Origin of the sequence: Spirillospora sp. NPDC000708, assembly GCF_040299565.1 — a bacterium.
Classification (GTDB): domain Bacteria; phylum Actinomycetota; class Actinomycetes; order Streptosporangiales; family Streptosporangiaceae; genus Spirillospora.
On the sequence record NZ_JBEPCJ010000001.1, the window covers coordinates 83,078 to 97,832 of the forward strand.

Sequence of the window (14,755 nt, forward strand, 5' to 3'; positions counted from 1 at the left end):
ATGGCGCTGCCGGGACCGGGACGTCCGGTACCGAAGCCGACGGGCCACGAGCTGGCCAAGGCGACGATCGTCGACACCGGGACGGGCACCGCGTACCCGGTGATGTACAACCCCGAAGAGCTGAAGGTCGAGCAGGGCAACGCCTACGCCGAGATCCCGGTCCCCGGTTTGGACGCCCCGCCGCTGCAGTACATCCGGGGCAAGGCGCGCACCCTGTCGATGGAGCTGTTCTTCGACACCTACGAGTCCGGCGAGGACGTGCGCGCCTACACCGGCCCGATCGTCGCGCTGCTGGACCGCGGCCCTCGGACGATGGCGCCGCCGGTGCTGCTGTTCTCGCTCGGCCGGGTGCGGTTCCGGTGCGTGCTGCTGGAGGCCGGGCAGCGCTACACGCTGTTCCTGCGGGACGGCACCCCGGTGCGCTCCACCCTGTCGGTGCGCTTCCAGGAGTACGCCGAAGCGGGGGCGCCGCGCATCGCGGAGGGGCTCGTCCTCGGCCCGCCGAGCCCGCGGACGCCGATCGGAGGCGGGGCCGAGGGCGGGAGCGGGGGCGGCGACGCCGTCCATGTCACGGCGGTCGGCGAGACGCTCGGCTCGATCGCCGCCGCCTATCTCGGCGACCCCGGCCGGTGGCGGCGGATCGCCGACGCCAACAAGATCAAGGATCCGCTGGACGTGCCGCCCGGCACCCGGCTCGTCATCCCCGGGGGGCGCGGATGACGGCGCCGCGGTGCGAGGTGCGGATCTCCGGGGTGGCGCTGTCGGCGGACCTGGCGTCCCAGGTGCTCGGCGTGGTCGTGGAGACCGACCTCGACCTCGCCGGGTCCTTCGCGGTCACGCTGCGCAACGCGGGCAACGCCCTGCTCGACTCGGCGCTGCTCGACCCCGGCCGCACCGTCGAGATCCACCTGGGCTACGGCGGCGACCTCGTCCCGGCGTTCCTCGGCGAGATCGCCGCCATCGAGCCGTCCTTCCCGGCCGACGGCCCGCCGACGGTCCGGGTGTCGGGCTACGACAAGTCGTACCGGATGCGGCGCGCCCAGCCGGAGCCGACCGAGTACGCCCTCGCCAACGACGGCGTCATCGCGGCGCGGCTGGCCGCCGAGAACGGTCTCGTCCCCGTCGTCGATCCCACCCCGGGACTCCACGAGAAGCTCATCCAGACCGAGAGCGACTTCGCGTTCCTGAAGTCGCGGGCGGCGCGGTACTTCTTCGACGTCTACGTGGAGTGGGACCGGCTGCACTTCCGGTTCCCCCGTCCCGGGCCGCCCGCGCACACACTGGAGTGGGGCAGGAACCTCTCCTCCTTCTACCCGCGCATCTCCGCCGCCGCGACGGCCGGGCTCCAGGTGATCCGCGGCTACGACCAGGAGCTGGCGCAGGCCGTCTCCGCGACCGTGCTGGCCGGGGAGCTCGACCTGGACGACCTGGTGGAGCGGCTCGGCGGCGCGGCCCTGGACCTGCTGGCCTCGCTGGCCCGCAGGGGCGTCCGGCAGCAGACCGTCGAGAACCCGCTGGACGCGATGCTGCTCGCCCGGTCCGTGCTGGCGGACCTGCTGGACGGCCTGTACGAGGGCACCGGGTCGTGCGCGGGCATTCCCGACCTCCGGGCGGGCGACCACCTGCGCATCGAGGGCGTCGGGCGGCGCTTCTCGGGGACCTACCGGGTCCGCAAGGTCACCCACCGGCTGGACGGCGGCGGCCTGACCACCGAGTTCTCCATCTCCCCGCGCGGGCACTCCAGCCTGCTCGGGCTGCTGCGCAAGAAGCTGGTGGAGGAGCCGTCGCCGAACGAGGCGGCACGCTTCCACGGCGTGGTGGTCGGCGAGGTGCAGGACAACGACGAGCTGCGGGCGATCCCGCCGAAGATCCCGACGGGCCGGGTCCGGGTGTCCTTCCCCGGGCTCTCGGACGCCTTCACCAGCGGCTGGGCGCCGTGCGCCACGCCGATGGGCGGGAAGGGCATGGGCTTCTACGCGCTGCCCGAGCCGGGCGACCAGGTCCTCGTGGCGTTCGAGAACGGCGACCTGTCCAAGCCGTACGTCGTCGGCGGCCTGTGGAGCGCGGTGCACGGGCCGCCCACCACCAACCTCGACGGCACCAACAGCCAGCGGGTGATCAGGAGCAGGGCGGGCCACACGATCACCTTCGACGACACGGCCGGCGCGGGGAGGCTCCGCGTCGCCGACGCCAAGGGCGGCTCCATCGAGCTGGACGCCGTCACCGGGGCCATCACGATCCGGGCGGCGGGCGACATCGTCCTGGCCGCGCACGGCGGGCGGACCACCATCACGATGACGGAGTCGCAGGTGAACGTGACATGAACGTGCTGACGACGGGCTCCACCATCACCTGCGGGCACACCCCCGCCGGGCACGTCCGGCCGGTGAGCGACGCCAAGCTCGCGGTGGCCGGCGAACCGGTGCTGCTGGAAGCGGGCGTGACCGCGTTCGACGAGCAGTGCCTCCCGGTGTCGTCGAGCGACGTGCCCTGCCGCACGGTCCTCGCGATCACCGGCGGGCGCTCGGTGAAGCTGTTCGCCGGAGGGAAGCCGGTCCTGCTCGCCTCCCTGTCGGGCACCACCGGCGGCCACATCGGCGCCGTGGACGGGAAGCTGACGGTGACGTCCGCGCAGACCACGCTGGGGGCGCCGTGACCGAGCAGGTCCACGGGCGCGGCCTCGCCTTCCCCCTGCGGCTGTCCGCCGGAGGCGTCGCCGAGTCCGCCGGCGCCGCCAAGGTCGCCGAATCGATCCGGATCATCCTCGGCACCCAGCGCGGCGAGCGGGCGATGCGCCCCGACTTCGGCGCCGACCTGCGCGCGCTGGCGTTCGCGCCGAACAACGGCGCCACCGCCGACCTGGCCCGGCACAACGTCACCGACGCGCTGACCCGGTGGGAGCCCCGCATCGACGTCCTGGACGTGACCGTCGCCCAGGACGGCGCCCGGCTGCTCATCGACGTGCGGTACCGGCTGCGCGCCACCAACGAGGTGCACAACCTCGTCTACCCGTTCTACCTGGAAGGCGGACGATGACGTTCGAGTCGCGGCGGGGCCGGATCGTCCCCCCGAACCTGGACGACCGGACCTGGCAGGACCTGGTCGACCAGATGCGCGCGCTGATCCCCGTCTACGCGCCGCAGTGGACCGACCACAACCCGAGCGACCTCGGCATCACGCTGATCGAGCTGTTCGCGTGGCTGGCCGAGGGCATGATCTACCGGCTGAACCGGGTCCCCGACAAGAACTACGTGGCGTTCCTCGACCTGCTCGGGATCACCCGCCGGCCCGCGGTCCCGGCGCGCACCGATCTCACCTTCTCCGCGGGCGCCGGCCCGGTCGTCGTCCCGGCGGGCACGCAGGCGCAGACCGGCGGCGACCAGCCGGTCGTCTTCGAGACCGACTCCGACGTCCGGGTGCTGCCGACCACGCTGAAGGCCGCGGTGCTGGTGTCGGGAGGCGCGTACGACGACGTCACGTCCGCGCTCGGCGCGCAGACCGCGATCCAGGTGCCGGGCGGCGGGACCGTCCAGCTGTGCCTGGGCTTCGACCGCGGAACGGCCGAGGAGCTCGCACCGGCGGTGCGCCTGTACAGCGGCGCGCCGCCCGGCCTCACCGTGACCTGCGTCTGCTCCTCGGGCGACGCCGACCCGCTGAGCTGGCCGGCCGCGCCCGGAGCGAGCGACGGGACCGACGCGTTCACCCACGACGGGGCCTTCCGGGTCACGCCGCCGACCGCCTGGAGCGCGCAGCAGCCGACCGGCCCCGCGAGCGGCCACCCGTGGGAGACGGTCCCGCCGCGCACCCCGGCCGGCGCGGTCACCGACGCGCTGTTCTGGATCGGGCTGCGGATCGCCAACGGCGGCGGCCCGGTCACCATCGGACTGGAGCGGCTGCTGTTCAACGCGGCGCCCGCCCGGACGGCCCTCACGGTGCGGATCCCGGAGGTGCTCGGCACCAGCACCGGCACCCCCATGCAGGTGTTCGCGCTGGCGCAGCGGCCCCTGGCCCGGCGGCCCTCGTTCGAGGCTCCCTACGGCGACCTCGCGATCCAGGTCGGGACCGGCAGCCCGCCGGTCTGGCAGGACTGGACGCTCGCCGACGACCTGCCGCCGGGGCCCGGCACCGTCTACCGCGCCGACCCCGTGACCGGCGAGATCGGGTTCGGTTCCTACGACCCGCACACCGTCTCCGGGCAGAGCGGGCACGGCTCCATCCCTCCGGCCGGCAGTCGGATCCGCGCGGTGCGCTACCGGTACGTCACCGCCGGGCAGGCCGGGAACGTCGCGCCGAACCAGGTGACGGTGCTCGGTACCACGCCCGCCGGGTCGGTCCCGGCCGGCGTCTCGGCCGTCACCAACCTCGGGCCGGGACGGGACGGCGTGGACGAGGAACCCGTCGAGGACACCCTGGCCAGGGCCCCGCAGGAGCTGAAGATCCGGGACCGGGCGGTGACGGCCGACGACTACGAGTTCCTGGTGCGCGAGGCGTTCGGCCCGATCGTGGTGCGCTGCCTGCCGCCCCGGCTGCACGGGGACGACGGCACGCCGTACGACCACGGCGGGATCGTCCGCGCGCCCGGCACCGTGAACCTCCTCATCGTGCCGGACCAGGGCGCGTCGGTGGCGCGGCCCGTGCCGTCCACGAGCGACGTCGACGAGGTCGTCGCGCATCTGGAACCGCGCAGGGAGCTGACCGCGCAGCTGGCGGTGTCCGGGCCGCGGTACCTGCCGGTGATCGTGACGGTGGAGGTGACGCTGTGGCAGCGGGCGACCAGCGCCGGAGCGGACCCGGCCCGGGTCGTCGCGGACACCCTCGCCCGGATCCAGCGGTTCCTGCACCCCACCCGCGGCGGTCCGGACGGCACCGGCTGGCAGGTCGGGCAGCCGGTGTTCGCCTCCGACCTGTTCCAGGCGATCGCCCCGGCACAGGACCTCGGCTACCTCTCGAAGCTGCTGGTGCGGCCCGACGCCCCCGCCTACACGCCGCCCGCCCGGCCGTTCCCGCTGTCCCCCGACGGGGCGTCGGTCCGCGTGGCCGACTACGAGCTGGTCTGCGCGTCCGCCACCCAGACGATCACGACGGTGAACGCGCAGGTATGAGCGGCTACTCGCGGTACCTGCCGCCCGTCCTCGCCGGCGCCCCGCTCGGCGACCTGCTGCGGATCTTCGAGAAGACCCTCGGCGGGCTGCCCGACGGCGTCCCCGCGCACGACGCGCTCGCCGCGGAGATCGCCGCGCTGGACCGGCTCGTCGACCCGTGGACGACCCCCGAGCGCTTCCTGCCGTGGCTGGCCTCCTGGGTGGCGCTGGAGTTCCCGACCCTGCAGGGCGCCGACCTGTGGGACGAGTACCAGCGCCGCCGGGTGATCTCCCGGATCGCCTCGGTCTACCGGGGCCGCGGCCGCCAGTCCGCCCTGAACGCCTACCTGGACCTGTACGCCGTCGGCGCGATCCGGCCGCGGATCACGCTGGACGTGGGGCGGCGCCTGCTCGCGGTGGCGCCGTCGGGGGCCGTGTCCGGGCTCGTCACCTTGGGGCCGCTGCCCGGCGGCTCGGGCGGCGCGGGCGGCTCGCCGCTCGGGCTGATCAGGCCGGAGTGCGTCGCGGTCGCCGCGGACGGAAGCCTGTTCGTCGGCGACCGCGGCCTGCCGAGCGGCGTGCCGGTCACGGCGCCGGCCCGCGTGTGGCGGCTCGACCCGTCCGGCCGCCACGACATGGGCGGCACGCCGCCCCGGCCGCTGCCGCTCGTGCCGGACACGCCGTTCACGCGGGTCGCGGCGGTGGCGGTGCGCCCCGCGCGCGGCGGACGCCCGGAGACCCTGTACGTCCTGGACGAGCCCGGCCGGCTGTACGCGGTGCCCGCGCCGTTCCAGGACCGCTCCGCGACCCTGGTCACCTCCCTCGCCACGGCCGGCACGACCTTCCGGCCGAGGGCGATGGCGATGGACCCCGCCTCCGGCGACCTGCTGGTGCTGGACGCCGGCGACGGCCCCGACGCGCCGAACCCGCCGAAGATCCTCACCGTCCGGCCCGACCCGCCGGCGGTGACCCGCAACGCGCTTCCGTCCGCGCGGGAACCGCTGTCGCTGATGATGGACCGCGACGGCACCGTCCTGGTCGGGGACGGCGGGCCGCAGGAGCCCACCGGACCGGAGCAGTACCCGGGCGCGCTGCTGAGGGTGGTGCGCTCCGGCGCGTCCTGGACGGTGACGCCCCTGCCCGTCGGGCCGCTGGTCGCGCCGACCGGCCTGGCCCGGGGGCGCGACGGCCGGTTGTACGTCGTGGACGTCGGCCTGAAGCCGCTCCTGCCGTCCGACGTCGACCCCTTCATCTGCCCGGTCGCCGAGGACGCCGGCGTCTTCCTGATCACCGGGGACAGGGCCGTCCGCGTCACCCCGCCCGCGCAGTTCGTCTACCCGGCCGGTCTCGCCGCTGCGGGCGACCGCCTGGTGGTCTGCGACCCGGGCCAACCGCCGGGGGGCGGCCTGGCGCCGTACTGGTCGCGGGTCAGGCCGTTCCGGTTCAACGTCGTCCTGCACTTCGCCGCGGACCGGGTGCCCGCCGACGAGGACGCCCGCCGGCGGGCGCTCGGCAACATCGTCGACAACGTCAGCGCGATCGTCGACGAGGAGAGACCCGCCCACACCCTGTGGGACCTCATCACCTCTATCTAGGAGGACGCTTCCATGGGCGAGGGCGCCATCATGCGCATCGAGTACTGGGACCCCGGCAGGCCCACCATCGTCCGGTCGGGGGCGACCGGGCACAGCGAGTCCGTCGTCGACATGGAGGAGTACCTGCTCCCCTTGGACCGGATCCGGACCGCGGCGCTGCACTCCTCGGGCGTCGCGGCCGGGCTGACCGTCCGCGTGGCGGCCGGGTCGGCGCCGACGGTCCTGCCGGGCAGCGCGATCGACTCCTCCGGCCGGGTCGTCGCGGTGGTGGAGGGCGGCACGGTGATCGTCGACCCCACCGTCCCGCCCGACCAGATGAGGGACGTCCCGACCGTCGTGGTCCCGGCCGGCGGGGTGGCCGCCGTGACGACCGGCGCGACCGGCGCGTGCCTGCTCACCCTCACGTGGCGGGAGGTGATCGGGCAGGGCACCCTGACCAGCGCGCCCGTCCTGCTGCACGCGCCGTGGCTGCGCCTCGTCCCGGCCCTGGGCTTCGTCGACGACGGGCGGCAGGTGGTGCTCGCGGCGGTGACCCTGGACGCCCAGGGCCAGGTCACCGGGCTCGACCCCGGACCGCGGCGGGTCGCCGCCCGGCTGTCGCTCCAGGAGCCGACGTCCGCCGCCGTGGCCGTCGCGGCGATGACCGGGGAGGTCGGGCAGCGGGAGACCGCGCTGATGGAGGCGGACGCGGGCGGCGTCCGGCTGACCCTGCTGCCGGGCACGGACGGGGCGCGCCCGCTGCTGCGGCTGACCGGCACCGGGCTGCGGCTGCCGTCCCCGACCGGCGCGAGGGAGCACGAGCTGGCGGTGGACGATGGCGGCGGCTTCCGGCTGACCGACTGCGGCGCGAACGCCGACCGCCTCATCGTGGACCCCGCCGGACAGGTCGGCATCGGCGCGACCGGGCCGCAGCGGATCCTGCACGTGGAGGGCTCGGAGATCCACAGTGGCGGCACCGCGGGCGGCCTGTCCTTCGCCGACCGGTCGGTGTCCCGCTTCGTCGAGAACCCCGGGCGGGGCGAGCGGTGGGTCTGGTACGCCGCCGACGGGTACGCCCGGCTCTGGTCGGGGTACGACCGGCTGTCCGTCGGCGCCCCCGGGGACGGCGGCGCCCTGGACGTCTCGGCCCGGATGCGGGTCCGGCAGGGCGGCAGCGACACCGCGGGCATCTGGTTCCACCAGAACAACGGGGGCGACCGGGGCTTCGTCGGGATGGCCGGCGACCAGATGCTGGGCATGTACGGCACCGGGCACGGCTGGGGCCTGCAGATGAACGTCGACTCGGGCGAACTGGTCTTCGGCGGCCAGTTCGGGAACCCGTGGGGTCCCGCCATCCTCACGCTGTGGGGGTCACGGATCTGGGACCAGGGCGGCGGCGTCCTGCTCATCCAGAGCGGCGGCTCGATCGTCCGGACCTACAACAACCTGGAGGTGTACGGCAGCCTGCTGAAGGCGGGCGGCGGGTTCCGGATCGACCACCCGCTCGACCCCGGCGACCGCTACCTCGCGCACTCCTTCGTCGAGTCGCCGGAGATGCTGAACGTGTACTGCGGCACCGCCGTCACCGGCGACGACGGCCGCGCCGAGGTCGCGCTGCCGTCCTACTTCGCCGCGCTCAACCGCGACCACCGCTTCCAGCTGACCCCGGCCGGCGTCCCGACCGAGGTCGCCGGCGAGATCACCGGCGGCACCCTGACGATCCGCACCGGCCGCCCGCGCGTGACCGTCTGCTGGCAGGTCACCGGCGTCCGCCAGGACAGGTGGGCGCAGGAGCACCGGATCAGGACCGAACACGACAAGCCCGAGCACGAACGCGGCCGCTACCTGCACCCGGAACTGCACGGGCAACCCGCCCACCTGCGCATCGCCTCACCGAGACCGGAGTGACCATGCCCGACCGCCTCGAAGCCCGCCTCGCCGAACTCCGCCAGGACCTCGCCACCGGAGAACGGCGGCTGCGCGACCTCGTGACCCAGGAGACCGCCCTCCGCGAGACGCTGCTGCGCATCAGCGGCGCCATCCAGATCCTGGACGAGCTGATCGCCGAGTCCGCCGCCGGCGACGACGGCGCCCCGCTGAACGGCGACGCCGGACCGTCCGGCGACGTCCTGACGGTTCCCTGACCGCGATGGGCGAGCACGCCGTCGAGAAGGCGGCCGTACCCGCACCGCCGGTCCCCGCGCCCGCCGGCCGCGAGGCGCGGCCGTCCCCGCCCGCGGGGGACGCCCGCGCCACGCTCACAGCGGTGATGGAGGCCGTGGACGGGCTGGCCCCCGCGTCCGACGGGACGCTGCGCACCACCTACCGGGGGACGCCCCTCTCGCTCACCCGGGACCGGGCCGAACGGCTCCGCGCGGCGGCCCGGTCGGCGCTGGCCGACGGGCTGGAGCGCGGCGCCCGGCGGGCGGACCTCGCCCTCACCCGCTACGAGGCGCACGCGCGCCTCGACGAGCAGATGCCGATCAGCTCCGGCGCCATCAAGGCGTGGGCGTCCCTCACCCAGTCCGGCTACCACGACCCCGGTCCCGACCTGCCGGCCCTGAAGGCGGCCCTGGCGCGGAGCGAGGCCGCCGCCCGGCAGGCCCTCGGCCACGGCTCCTTCACCGAGGCCGCCCGGCACCTCGCCGACGCCGACGCCGCGTCCGCGCAGATCTCCGCCCTGGTCGGCCGCTACATCGAGCAGACCCTCCAGGGCGGCGAGCGCCTGCTGACCACCCTGGAGATCACCGAGCAGGTCGCCTTCATCACCCTGGGCGTGCTCGCCACCGTCGCGTCCGGAGGCGCCGCGCTCGGTCTCGCCCCGGAGGTCCTCGGCACCGGCATCGGCGGCCTGACGCTGGGCGAGACGCTGACCGCGGTCTCGGTCGGCGCGCCGATCGCCGCCAACATCGGCAAGGGCGCCGTCGCCGCGGCGCAGGGCGACACGGTCGACTGGACCTCGATCGCGCTGGACACCGCCGTCCAGATCGTCCTGGTCCGGCTCGGCGGCCGCCTCACCGGCGCGCTCTTCGCCCGCTTCGCCGGCGACCCCGCCGCTCAGACGCTCGCCCGCCAGGCCGTCGCAGCGCTGGCCGCCGGCCTCGCCACGCACGAGCTGTCGCAGGCGTTCGCCGTCACCGTCGACCAGGTCCTGGCCCGGTGGCGAGGCCGGTTCAGCTGTCAGGGCTTCGCCGACGACCTGATCCTCCATCTCACCGACCCGGCCGGCCTGTTCATGGCCGCTCTCTCCAGCGCCGTCCACCTGGGCGTCCACCGCAAGGTGACCGCGCCCAAGGCCGTTTCCGCGCGACCCACGCCGACCGCTCCCGCCAAGAGTCCCGGCCCGGAGCAGGCGGCTGGGCACACGTCCGCTCCGAAGCGCGCGTCCGAGCCCGCGCCGGGAACGCCCGTACCGCCTCCCCATGACGAGGTCACCGGCGTGGCCGCGGACGATGTGACAGCGGTGCCGGCCGCCGAAGGGGTGTCGCCGGCGGAGGGCGCGCCCGCTCCCCGCCTGGCCCGCGGCAACTTCGGTGAGCGAGCGGCGACGGAATGGCTCGCGGCCGAGGGGCACACGATCCTGTCGTACAAGCCGGATGTCCGCGGCACGAACCAGGGAGGGATCGACATGGTCACGATGAAGGGCCAGAAGGTGTTCTTCGTCGACAACAAGGCCCTCACCCGTGCCGGCAACGTGAGCTCGGTGAGCGCTCTGACCACCAACTTCGAGAAGAACAAGGCGGCCGTCCTCCGGGAGCTCAAGGCGGCACTGGCCGGAGCCGGTTCCGCCGAGGAGCGGACCGTCCTGCGGCAGGCGGTCGGAGCGATCGAGCAAGGTCGCTATGTCAGGGTGGTGACCAACGCGAACGTGGCCCCCGAAGGCAGGACCCTTTCCGGTCTCTCGTCCCGCCTCGCCTCCCAGGGCATCGAGTTCATCGACGTCATGGGCGGCCCTCGGTGAACTCTCGGTAAACAGACCTTGGCGTGCGCATGGGGTGCACATGAGCGGTTACGGATTTCCTGGGGAGATCGACCTGACCCTCATGGAAAGGAGCCGGAACGATGGACACCGAGGTCTACGAGAGGACCGCCATGGAGCAGGTCACGACGCGCCTGCTGAAGACCTACGGTGATCACTACAGCCCGCAGGAGATCACCCGGACGGTCGAGGCCGTCCACCACCACTTCGACGGGCGGCCCATCCGCGATTTCGTCCCCATCCTGGTCGAACGGCACGCTCACGAACACCTGTCCGGCTGAGTCGACTTACGGCCGGAGAGTCATGTGCCGGGGTCGCTGAGCTCGATGATGGTGCCGACGTTGTCGGTGACGAAGGCGATGCGCCGACCGGTCGCCGCTATCTCCATGGGGCCGCCGATCAGCGGCACATCGAGTTCGAGAAGCCGGGACAGTGCCGCATCGAGGTCCGCCACGGCCAGGCAGAAGTGATGCAGGCGCGACGTGTGCATGCTCGTGAGGATGTCGTCGGCCGACGCCGCGCCCCGGTCCGAGGCGCCCGCGAGGAGCTCGATCTTCACGTCGCCTGCGGTGAGGAAGACGAACGTCGTGCCGTGGGCCTCGAACCGCTGGTCGACGGCGAAACCGAGGTTGCGCGAGTACCACGCGATGGTGGCGTCCAGGTCCTCCGGCGTAACGGTGATGCCCACGTGGTCGTGGGAGAACGTCAAGGTCATGACCACGAGGCTCGCGGGTCGCCGGGGCGGCGGCCAGAGAGAGGAATTCGGTAGGAAAACCGTTACCACCTTCGCGGCGGCGCCGGGTGCGACAATCGGTTTCATGACCGCTGACGTCGCGAAACTCGGCCCGATGCTGCGCACCTGGCGCGGCCGTGTCGCGCCGGACGCGGCGGGACTGCCCGGCGGCCACAGGCGCCGGGTCACGGGACTGCGCCGGGAGGACCTCGCCGAGCTCGCGGGGATCTCGGTCGATTACGTGGTCCGCCTGGAGCAGGGGCGCCATGCGACGCCGTCGGCACAGGTGACCGCCGCGCTCGCACGCGCCCTGCAACTCACCGACGCCGAGCGGGACCATCTCTACCGGCTGGCCGGGCTCGCCCCTCCGGCCGGCGGGGAGATCTCGGACCGCATCCCGCCCGGCCTGCACCGCATGCTGGACCGGCTCGGCGGCTCCGCGGCCGCCGTGTTCGCCGCGGACTGGCAGCTGATCTGGTGGAACCGCTGCTGGGCGGCGCTGCTGGGCGACCCGTCCTCGACGCCGTCGGCACTGCGCAACTTCGCGCGGGACACCTTTCCGGCCGACGGGGCCGCCCCCCGCCTGTCGCACTGGCCGGTGACCTCGCTCAGCCGGTCCGAAGTCGAGGCTTCCGTCGTGTCCGACCTGCGCCGCGCCACCGGACGGTTCCCGGACAGCGCGCGCCTGGCGGGCCTGATCCGGGACCTCGCGGCGAGCAGCCCGCGCTTCGCCGAGCTGTGGGCGTCCGGCGCGGTCGGCGCGCACCGGGAGGACCACAAGATCGTCCAGCACCCGGCGGCAGGGCCGATCGCGGTGGACTGCGACGTCCTGAGCGACGGCGACGCGGAACGCAAGATCGTCGTCCTCACCGCGGCGCCCGGTACCGAGGATGAGGCCAGGTTCCGCCTGGCGGTGATGGCGGGCGCTTCCGACTCCCCGAACGCCTGAGCCGAACGCCCCGGTCAGCGGGTCTCCCGCGCGGCCGTGATCATTGGAATGGAGGAAGGGCCGGCGTGCGAACGCCGGCCCTTCCCCTCTGCGGGCCGAAGCCCGCGAGTGCGTCGTTTCGGATCAGTGACCCGAGACCACCGAGCTGGCGGAGCAGGTGAACGACGAGTTGGGGTTCTCGGAGCTGAGACCCAGCGCGCCGACGAGGCCGCCCTGCGAGTGGGTGATGTTGCTCTGGCAGTCCGGGACGACCGCGGTCGTGCCGCCGTCGTGGCCGCCGCCGCCGAGGTTGAAGTTCTGGTTGTCGTTGTCGCTGTCGCCACCGACGAGAAGGGTGGAGAGCACCGCGCGCTCCGGCAGGACCTCGCCGGCCAGCTTGTCCAGCTCGGTGTAGCTGAAGGAGTTCATGTGTTCCCTTTTCTTCCTTGTCACGCCCGGATCCCCAGTGTGGGCACCGGTTGTCCCCACCCCGATCAGGTGAGGTGACTATACGTATAGCAGAGGTGACGGAACGTTGTCAGGTGACGGATGGGGCGGCGATTCCAACGGACTTGTCCGGACCCATCGCCTTCCGCTCGGCCGATCCGCCCTTGATCGTTCGGGCGTTCACCAGGGAACTTTCGGCTTCGTCCCGCGCGCTTCTCGAGCCCCGGCGGTCATGGGCCACTATCCTCGGTCCAGCGGTGGGATCCGATCTCCGCTTGTCCGTCCCTTGTGGGTGCCTGGCGACCGCGCCGGGCACCCACGGACCGATCAGCGGCCGACGAGCCGGGCCGGCCGGGCGACGTCGCTGCACAGCCCGCGCTTGACGAACAGCTCGCCGAAGCGGGCACGCCGCGCCGCGACCCGGACGTCGGCCATCAGCGCCAGCGCCGCGTTCCTGGAGCGCCGCGAAGCGCGCTTCACCGGACGATGACGCGCGCGGGAACAGTCGGGCGCGCGTCATCGGCGTTGCGGAACCCGCCCAGTGCGCGGACGTCGGCTTGCCTGCGGGCGGCGGGCGCCCTAAGGGGTGTCGGCGCAGCCGTCTACGGTGGGCGGATGAGGGTGGAGATCGATGAGATCGGGGGGTGGCTGCGGGAGCGGCTGCCGGGGCTGGCGGAGGAGCACGGGGTGCCGGGGGTGGCGGTCGCCGTCGACGCCGGGGGCCGGGTGGTCGAGGCGGCGGCGGGGGTGCTCAGCAAGGCGACGGGGGTGGAGGCGACCGTCGACTCGGTGTTCCAGATCGGGTCGATCACCAAGGTGCTGACGGCGACGCTGGTGATGGGGCTGGTCGCGGAGGGGCTGGTGGAGCTCGACGCGCCGGTGGCCACTTACCTTCCCGGGTTCCGGGAGGCGACCGTCCGGCAGCTGCTGTGCCACACGGCCGGGTTCGAGGGGGACGTGTTCACCGACACCGGCAAGGGGGACGACTGCCTGGAGAGGTACGTGGAACTGCTGGCCGACGTGCCGCAGCTCTTCGAGCCCGGGGAGATGTTCTCCTACAACAACGCGGGCTTCAGCGTGCTCGGGCGGATCGTCGAGGTCGTGCGGGGCGAGCCGTTCGACCGGTGCATGCGGGACCGCCTGTTCACGCCCCTGGGCATGACGCACGCGGCGAACGATCCGTACGAGGCGATCCTGCATCGGGCGGCGGTGGGGCATCTGCGCGGGCGGCCCGCACCGGTCTGGGCGCTGGCGCGCTCGAACGCGCCCGCCGGGTCGATGCTCGCCATGACCCCGCGCGACCTGGTGGTCTTCGCCCGGGCGCACCTGGCCGACGAGGGGCTGCGGGCCATGCGGGAGCCGCAGGTCGCCCTGCCCGACATCGGCTGGGGCAGGGCGTGGGGCCTGGGCTGGGAGCTCTACGACCTGCCGGGCGGCCCGGTGTTCGGTCACGACGGCAACACCATCGGGCAGTCGGCCGTCCTGCGGGTCGACCCCGGCCGCGACGTGGCGGTGGCGATCTGCACCAACGGCGGCGACCGCAAGCCGCTGATGAAGGAGATCCTCGGCAGGGTCATCGAGTCGCCCGCCGAGCCCGTCCCCGATCCCGTCGCGCGCCCGGACGTGAGGCGCTGCGCGGGCGTCTACCTGTCGAGCACGAGCCGGACCACGGTGACCGCCGACGAACAGGGACGGCTGTGGCTGGAGAAGGTCCCCGTCGGCCTCGCGGTAGGGGCCGGCGACGAGCCGTACCGCACGGAACTGCTCGGCTGGCGGGGCGACTCCCTGGTGCCCGCCGAACCCGGCCACGGCCCGGTCGCGTTCCTGGGAGACGACGGCGAGGGTCGCGCGCGCTTCCTGCACACCGGCCGGGCCGACGTTCGCGTGGCCGGGCGGGTCGAAGCCTGATCCGCTCTCGTTCAGCCGGTCGCGCCAACGCCGAGCCGCCGCTCGCTTGCGGCGCCCCGCCGGACAGGCCCGCGGGGGAGTGGGGGGGGGGGGGGGGGGCGGCGG

At 73.8% G+C, this 14,755-nt stretch carries 15 protein-coding genes; 12 read left to right on the top strand and 3 right to left on the bottom strand.

From position 1 onward, the window contains the following. From ABT299_RS00390 to ABT299_RS00435, 10 genes are all read left to right on the top strand, one after another. Positions 1–720 carry a CIS tube protein gene (locus tag ABT299_RS00390; protein ID WP_500249249.1) on the top strand — a complete coding sequence of 240 codons (720 nt, stop codon included), beginning with the start codon at positions 1–3 and terminating at the stop codon, positions 718–720. Then, on the top strand, positions 717–2,324 hold the full coding sequence (locus ABT299_RS00395; RefSeq protein ID WP_500249250.1) for a phage baseplate assembly protein V: 1,608 nt from the start codon (positions 717–719) through the stop codon (positions 2,322–2,324). The genes ABT299_RS00390 and ABT299_RS00395 overlap by 4 nt, the downstream gene beginning before the upstream one ends. After that, entirely contained in the window at positions 2,321–2,656 is a 336-nt protein-coding gene (locus ABT299_RS00400) for a hypothetical protein (protein ID WP_387020386.1), read from the top strand. The genes ABT299_RS00395 and ABT299_RS00400 overlap by 4 nt, the downstream gene beginning before the upstream one ends. Further along, positions 2,653–3,036 (top strand): GPW/gp25 family protein, encoded by a 384-nt coding sequence (locus ABT299_RS00405; protein WP_500249251.1) that lies wholly within the window; start codon positions 2,653–2,655, stop codon positions 3,034–3,036. Before ABT299_RS00400 ends, ABT299_RS00405 begins: the two co-directional genes overlap by 4 nt. Next, complete coding sequence (locus ABT299_RS00410; RefSeq protein ID WP_500249252.1) at positions 3,033–5,102, top strand: baseplate J/gp47 family protein; 2,070 nt, start codon at positions 3,033–3,035, stop codon at positions 5,100–5,102. Before ABT299_RS00405 ends, ABT299_RS00410 begins: the two co-directional genes overlap by 4 nt. Further along, entirely contained in the window at positions 5,099–6,676 is a 1,578-nt protein-coding gene (locus ABT299_RS00415) for a phage tail protein (RefSeq protein WP_500249253.1), read from the top strand. The genes ABT299_RS00410 and ABT299_RS00415 overlap by 4 nt, the downstream gene beginning before the upstream one ends. Positions 6,677–6,688: 12 nt before the next feature. Continuing rightward, positions 6,689–8,563: a hypothetical protein gene (locus ABT299_RS00420; protein ID WP_500249254.1), complete on the top strand. Its 1,875-nt coding sequence runs from the start codon at positions 6,689–6,691 to the stop codon at positions 8,561–8,563. Between the two features lie 2 nt (positions 8,564–8,565). Next, entirely contained in the window at positions 8,566–8,799 is a 234-nt protein-coding gene (locus tag ABT299_RS00425) for a hypothetical protein (protein ID WP_190851921.1), read from the top strand. A gap of 5 nt (positions 8,800–8,804) precedes the next feature. After that, on the top strand, positions 8,805–10,616 hold the full coding sequence (locus tag ABT299_RS00430; RefSeq protein WP_500249255.1) for a hypothetical protein: 1,812 nt from the start codon (positions 8,805–8,807) through the stop codon (positions 10,614–10,616). Between the two features lie 101 nt (positions 10,617–10,717). Continuing rightward, a complete protein-coding gene (locus ABT299_RS00435) occupies positions 10,718–10,915 on the top strand; it encodes a three-helix bundle dimerization domain-containing protein (RefSeq protein ID WP_387020366.1) in 198 nt (65 codons plus the stop codon). Positions 10,916–10,935: 20 nt separating this feature from the next. Here the strand turns inward: ABT299_RS00435 and ABT299_RS00440 are convergent, their stop codons facing one another. Beyond that, positions 10,936–11,454: a VOC family protein gene (locus tag ABT299_RS00440; protein ID WP_500249256.1), complete on the bottom strand. Its 519-nt coding sequence runs from the start codon at positions 11,452–11,454 to the stop codon at positions 10,936–10,938. Here ABT299_RS00440 and ABT299_RS00445 point away from each other — a divergent pair. Continuing rightward, entirely contained in the window at positions 11,453–12,316 is an 864-nt protein-coding gene (locus ABT299_RS00445; protein ID WP_500249257.1) for a helix-turn-helix transcriptional regulator, read from the top strand. The two genes, ABT299_RS00440 and ABT299_RS00445, sit on opposite strands and share 2 nt — an antisense overlap. Positions 12,317–12,439: 123 nt before the next feature. Here ABT299_RS00445 and ABT299_RS00450 read toward each other — a convergent pair whose 3' ends face one another. Next, entirely contained in the window at positions 12,440–12,724 is a 285-nt protein-coding gene (locus tag ABT299_RS00450) for a hypothetical protein (RefSeq protein WP_190851906.1), read from the bottom strand. Between the two features lie 345 nt (positions 12,725–13,069). Then, positions 13,070–13,222 carry a hypothetical protein gene (locus ABT299_RS00455; RefSeq protein ID WP_500249258.1) on the bottom strand — a complete coding sequence of 51 codons (153 nt, stop codon included), beginning with the start codon at positions 13,220–13,222 and terminating at the stop codon, positions 13,070–13,072. A 135-nt stretch (positions 13,223–13,357) separates the two neighbouring features. On the opposite strand from ABT299_RS00455, the gene ABT299_RS00460 reads away from it, so the two are divergent. Further along, on the top strand, positions 13,358–14,650 hold the full coding sequence (locus ABT299_RS00460; RefSeq protein ID WP_500249259.1) for a serine hydrolase domain-containing protein: 1,293 nt from the start codon (positions 13,358–13,360) through the stop codon (positions 14,648–14,650). The last annotated feature ends 105 nt before the right edge of the window (positions 14,651–14,755 follow it).

Bases quoted from the DNA above. Each gene is read 5' to 3' on its own strand.
- ABT299_RS00390 (WP_500249249.1), top strand. From the start codon at position 1: ATGGCGCTGCCGGGACCGGGACGTCCGGTACCGAAGCCGACGGGCCAC.
- ABT299_RS00395 (WP_500249250.1), top strand. From the start codon at position 717: ATGACGGCGCCGCGGTGCGAGGTGCGGATCTCCGGGGTGGCGCTGTCG.
- ABT299_RS00400 (WP_387020386.1), top strand. From the start codon at position 2,321: ATGAACGTGCTGACGACGGGCTCCACCATCACCTGCGGGCACACCCCC.
- ABT299_RS00410 (WP_500249252.1), top strand. From the start codon at position 3,033: ATGACGTTCGAGTCGCGGCGGGGCCGGATCGTCCCCCCGAACCTGGAC.
- ABT299_RS00415 (WP_500249253.1), top strand. From the start codon at position 5,099: ATGAGCGGCTACTCGCGGTACCTGCCGCCCGTCCTCGCCGGCGCCCCG.
- ABT299_RS00420 (WP_500249254.1), top strand. From the start codon at position 6,689: ATGGGCGAGGGCGCCATCATGCGCATCGAGTACTGGGACCCCGGCAGG.
- ABT299_RS00425 (WP_190851921.1), top strand. From the start codon at position 8,566: ATGCCCGACCGCCTCGAAGCCCGCCTCGCCGAACTCCGCCAGGACCTC.
- ABT299_RS00430 (WP_500249255.1), top strand. From the start codon at position 8,805: ATGGGCGAGCACGCCGTCGAGAAGGCGGCCGTACCCGCACCGCCGGTC.
- ABT299_RS00435 (WP_387020366.1), top strand. From the start codon at position 10,718: ATGGACACCGAGGTCTACGAGAGGACCGCCATGGAGCAGGTCACGACG.
- ABT299_RS00445 (WP_500249257.1), top strand. From the start codon at position 11,453: ATGACCGCTGACGTCGCGAAACTCGGCCCGATGCTGCGCACCTGGCGC.
- ABT299_RS00440 (WP_500249256.1), bottom strand. From the start codon at position 11,454: ATGAAACCGATTGTCGCACCCGGCGCCGCCGCGAAGGTGGTAACGGTT.
- ABT299_RS00450 (WP_190851906.1), bottom strand. From the start codon at position 12,724: ATGAACTCCTTCAGCTACACCGAGCTGGACAAGCTGGCCGGCGAGGTC.
- ABT299_RS00460 (WP_500249259.1), top strand. From the start codon at position 13,358: ATGAGGGTGGAGATCGATGAGATCGGGGGGTGGCTGCGGGAGCGGCTG.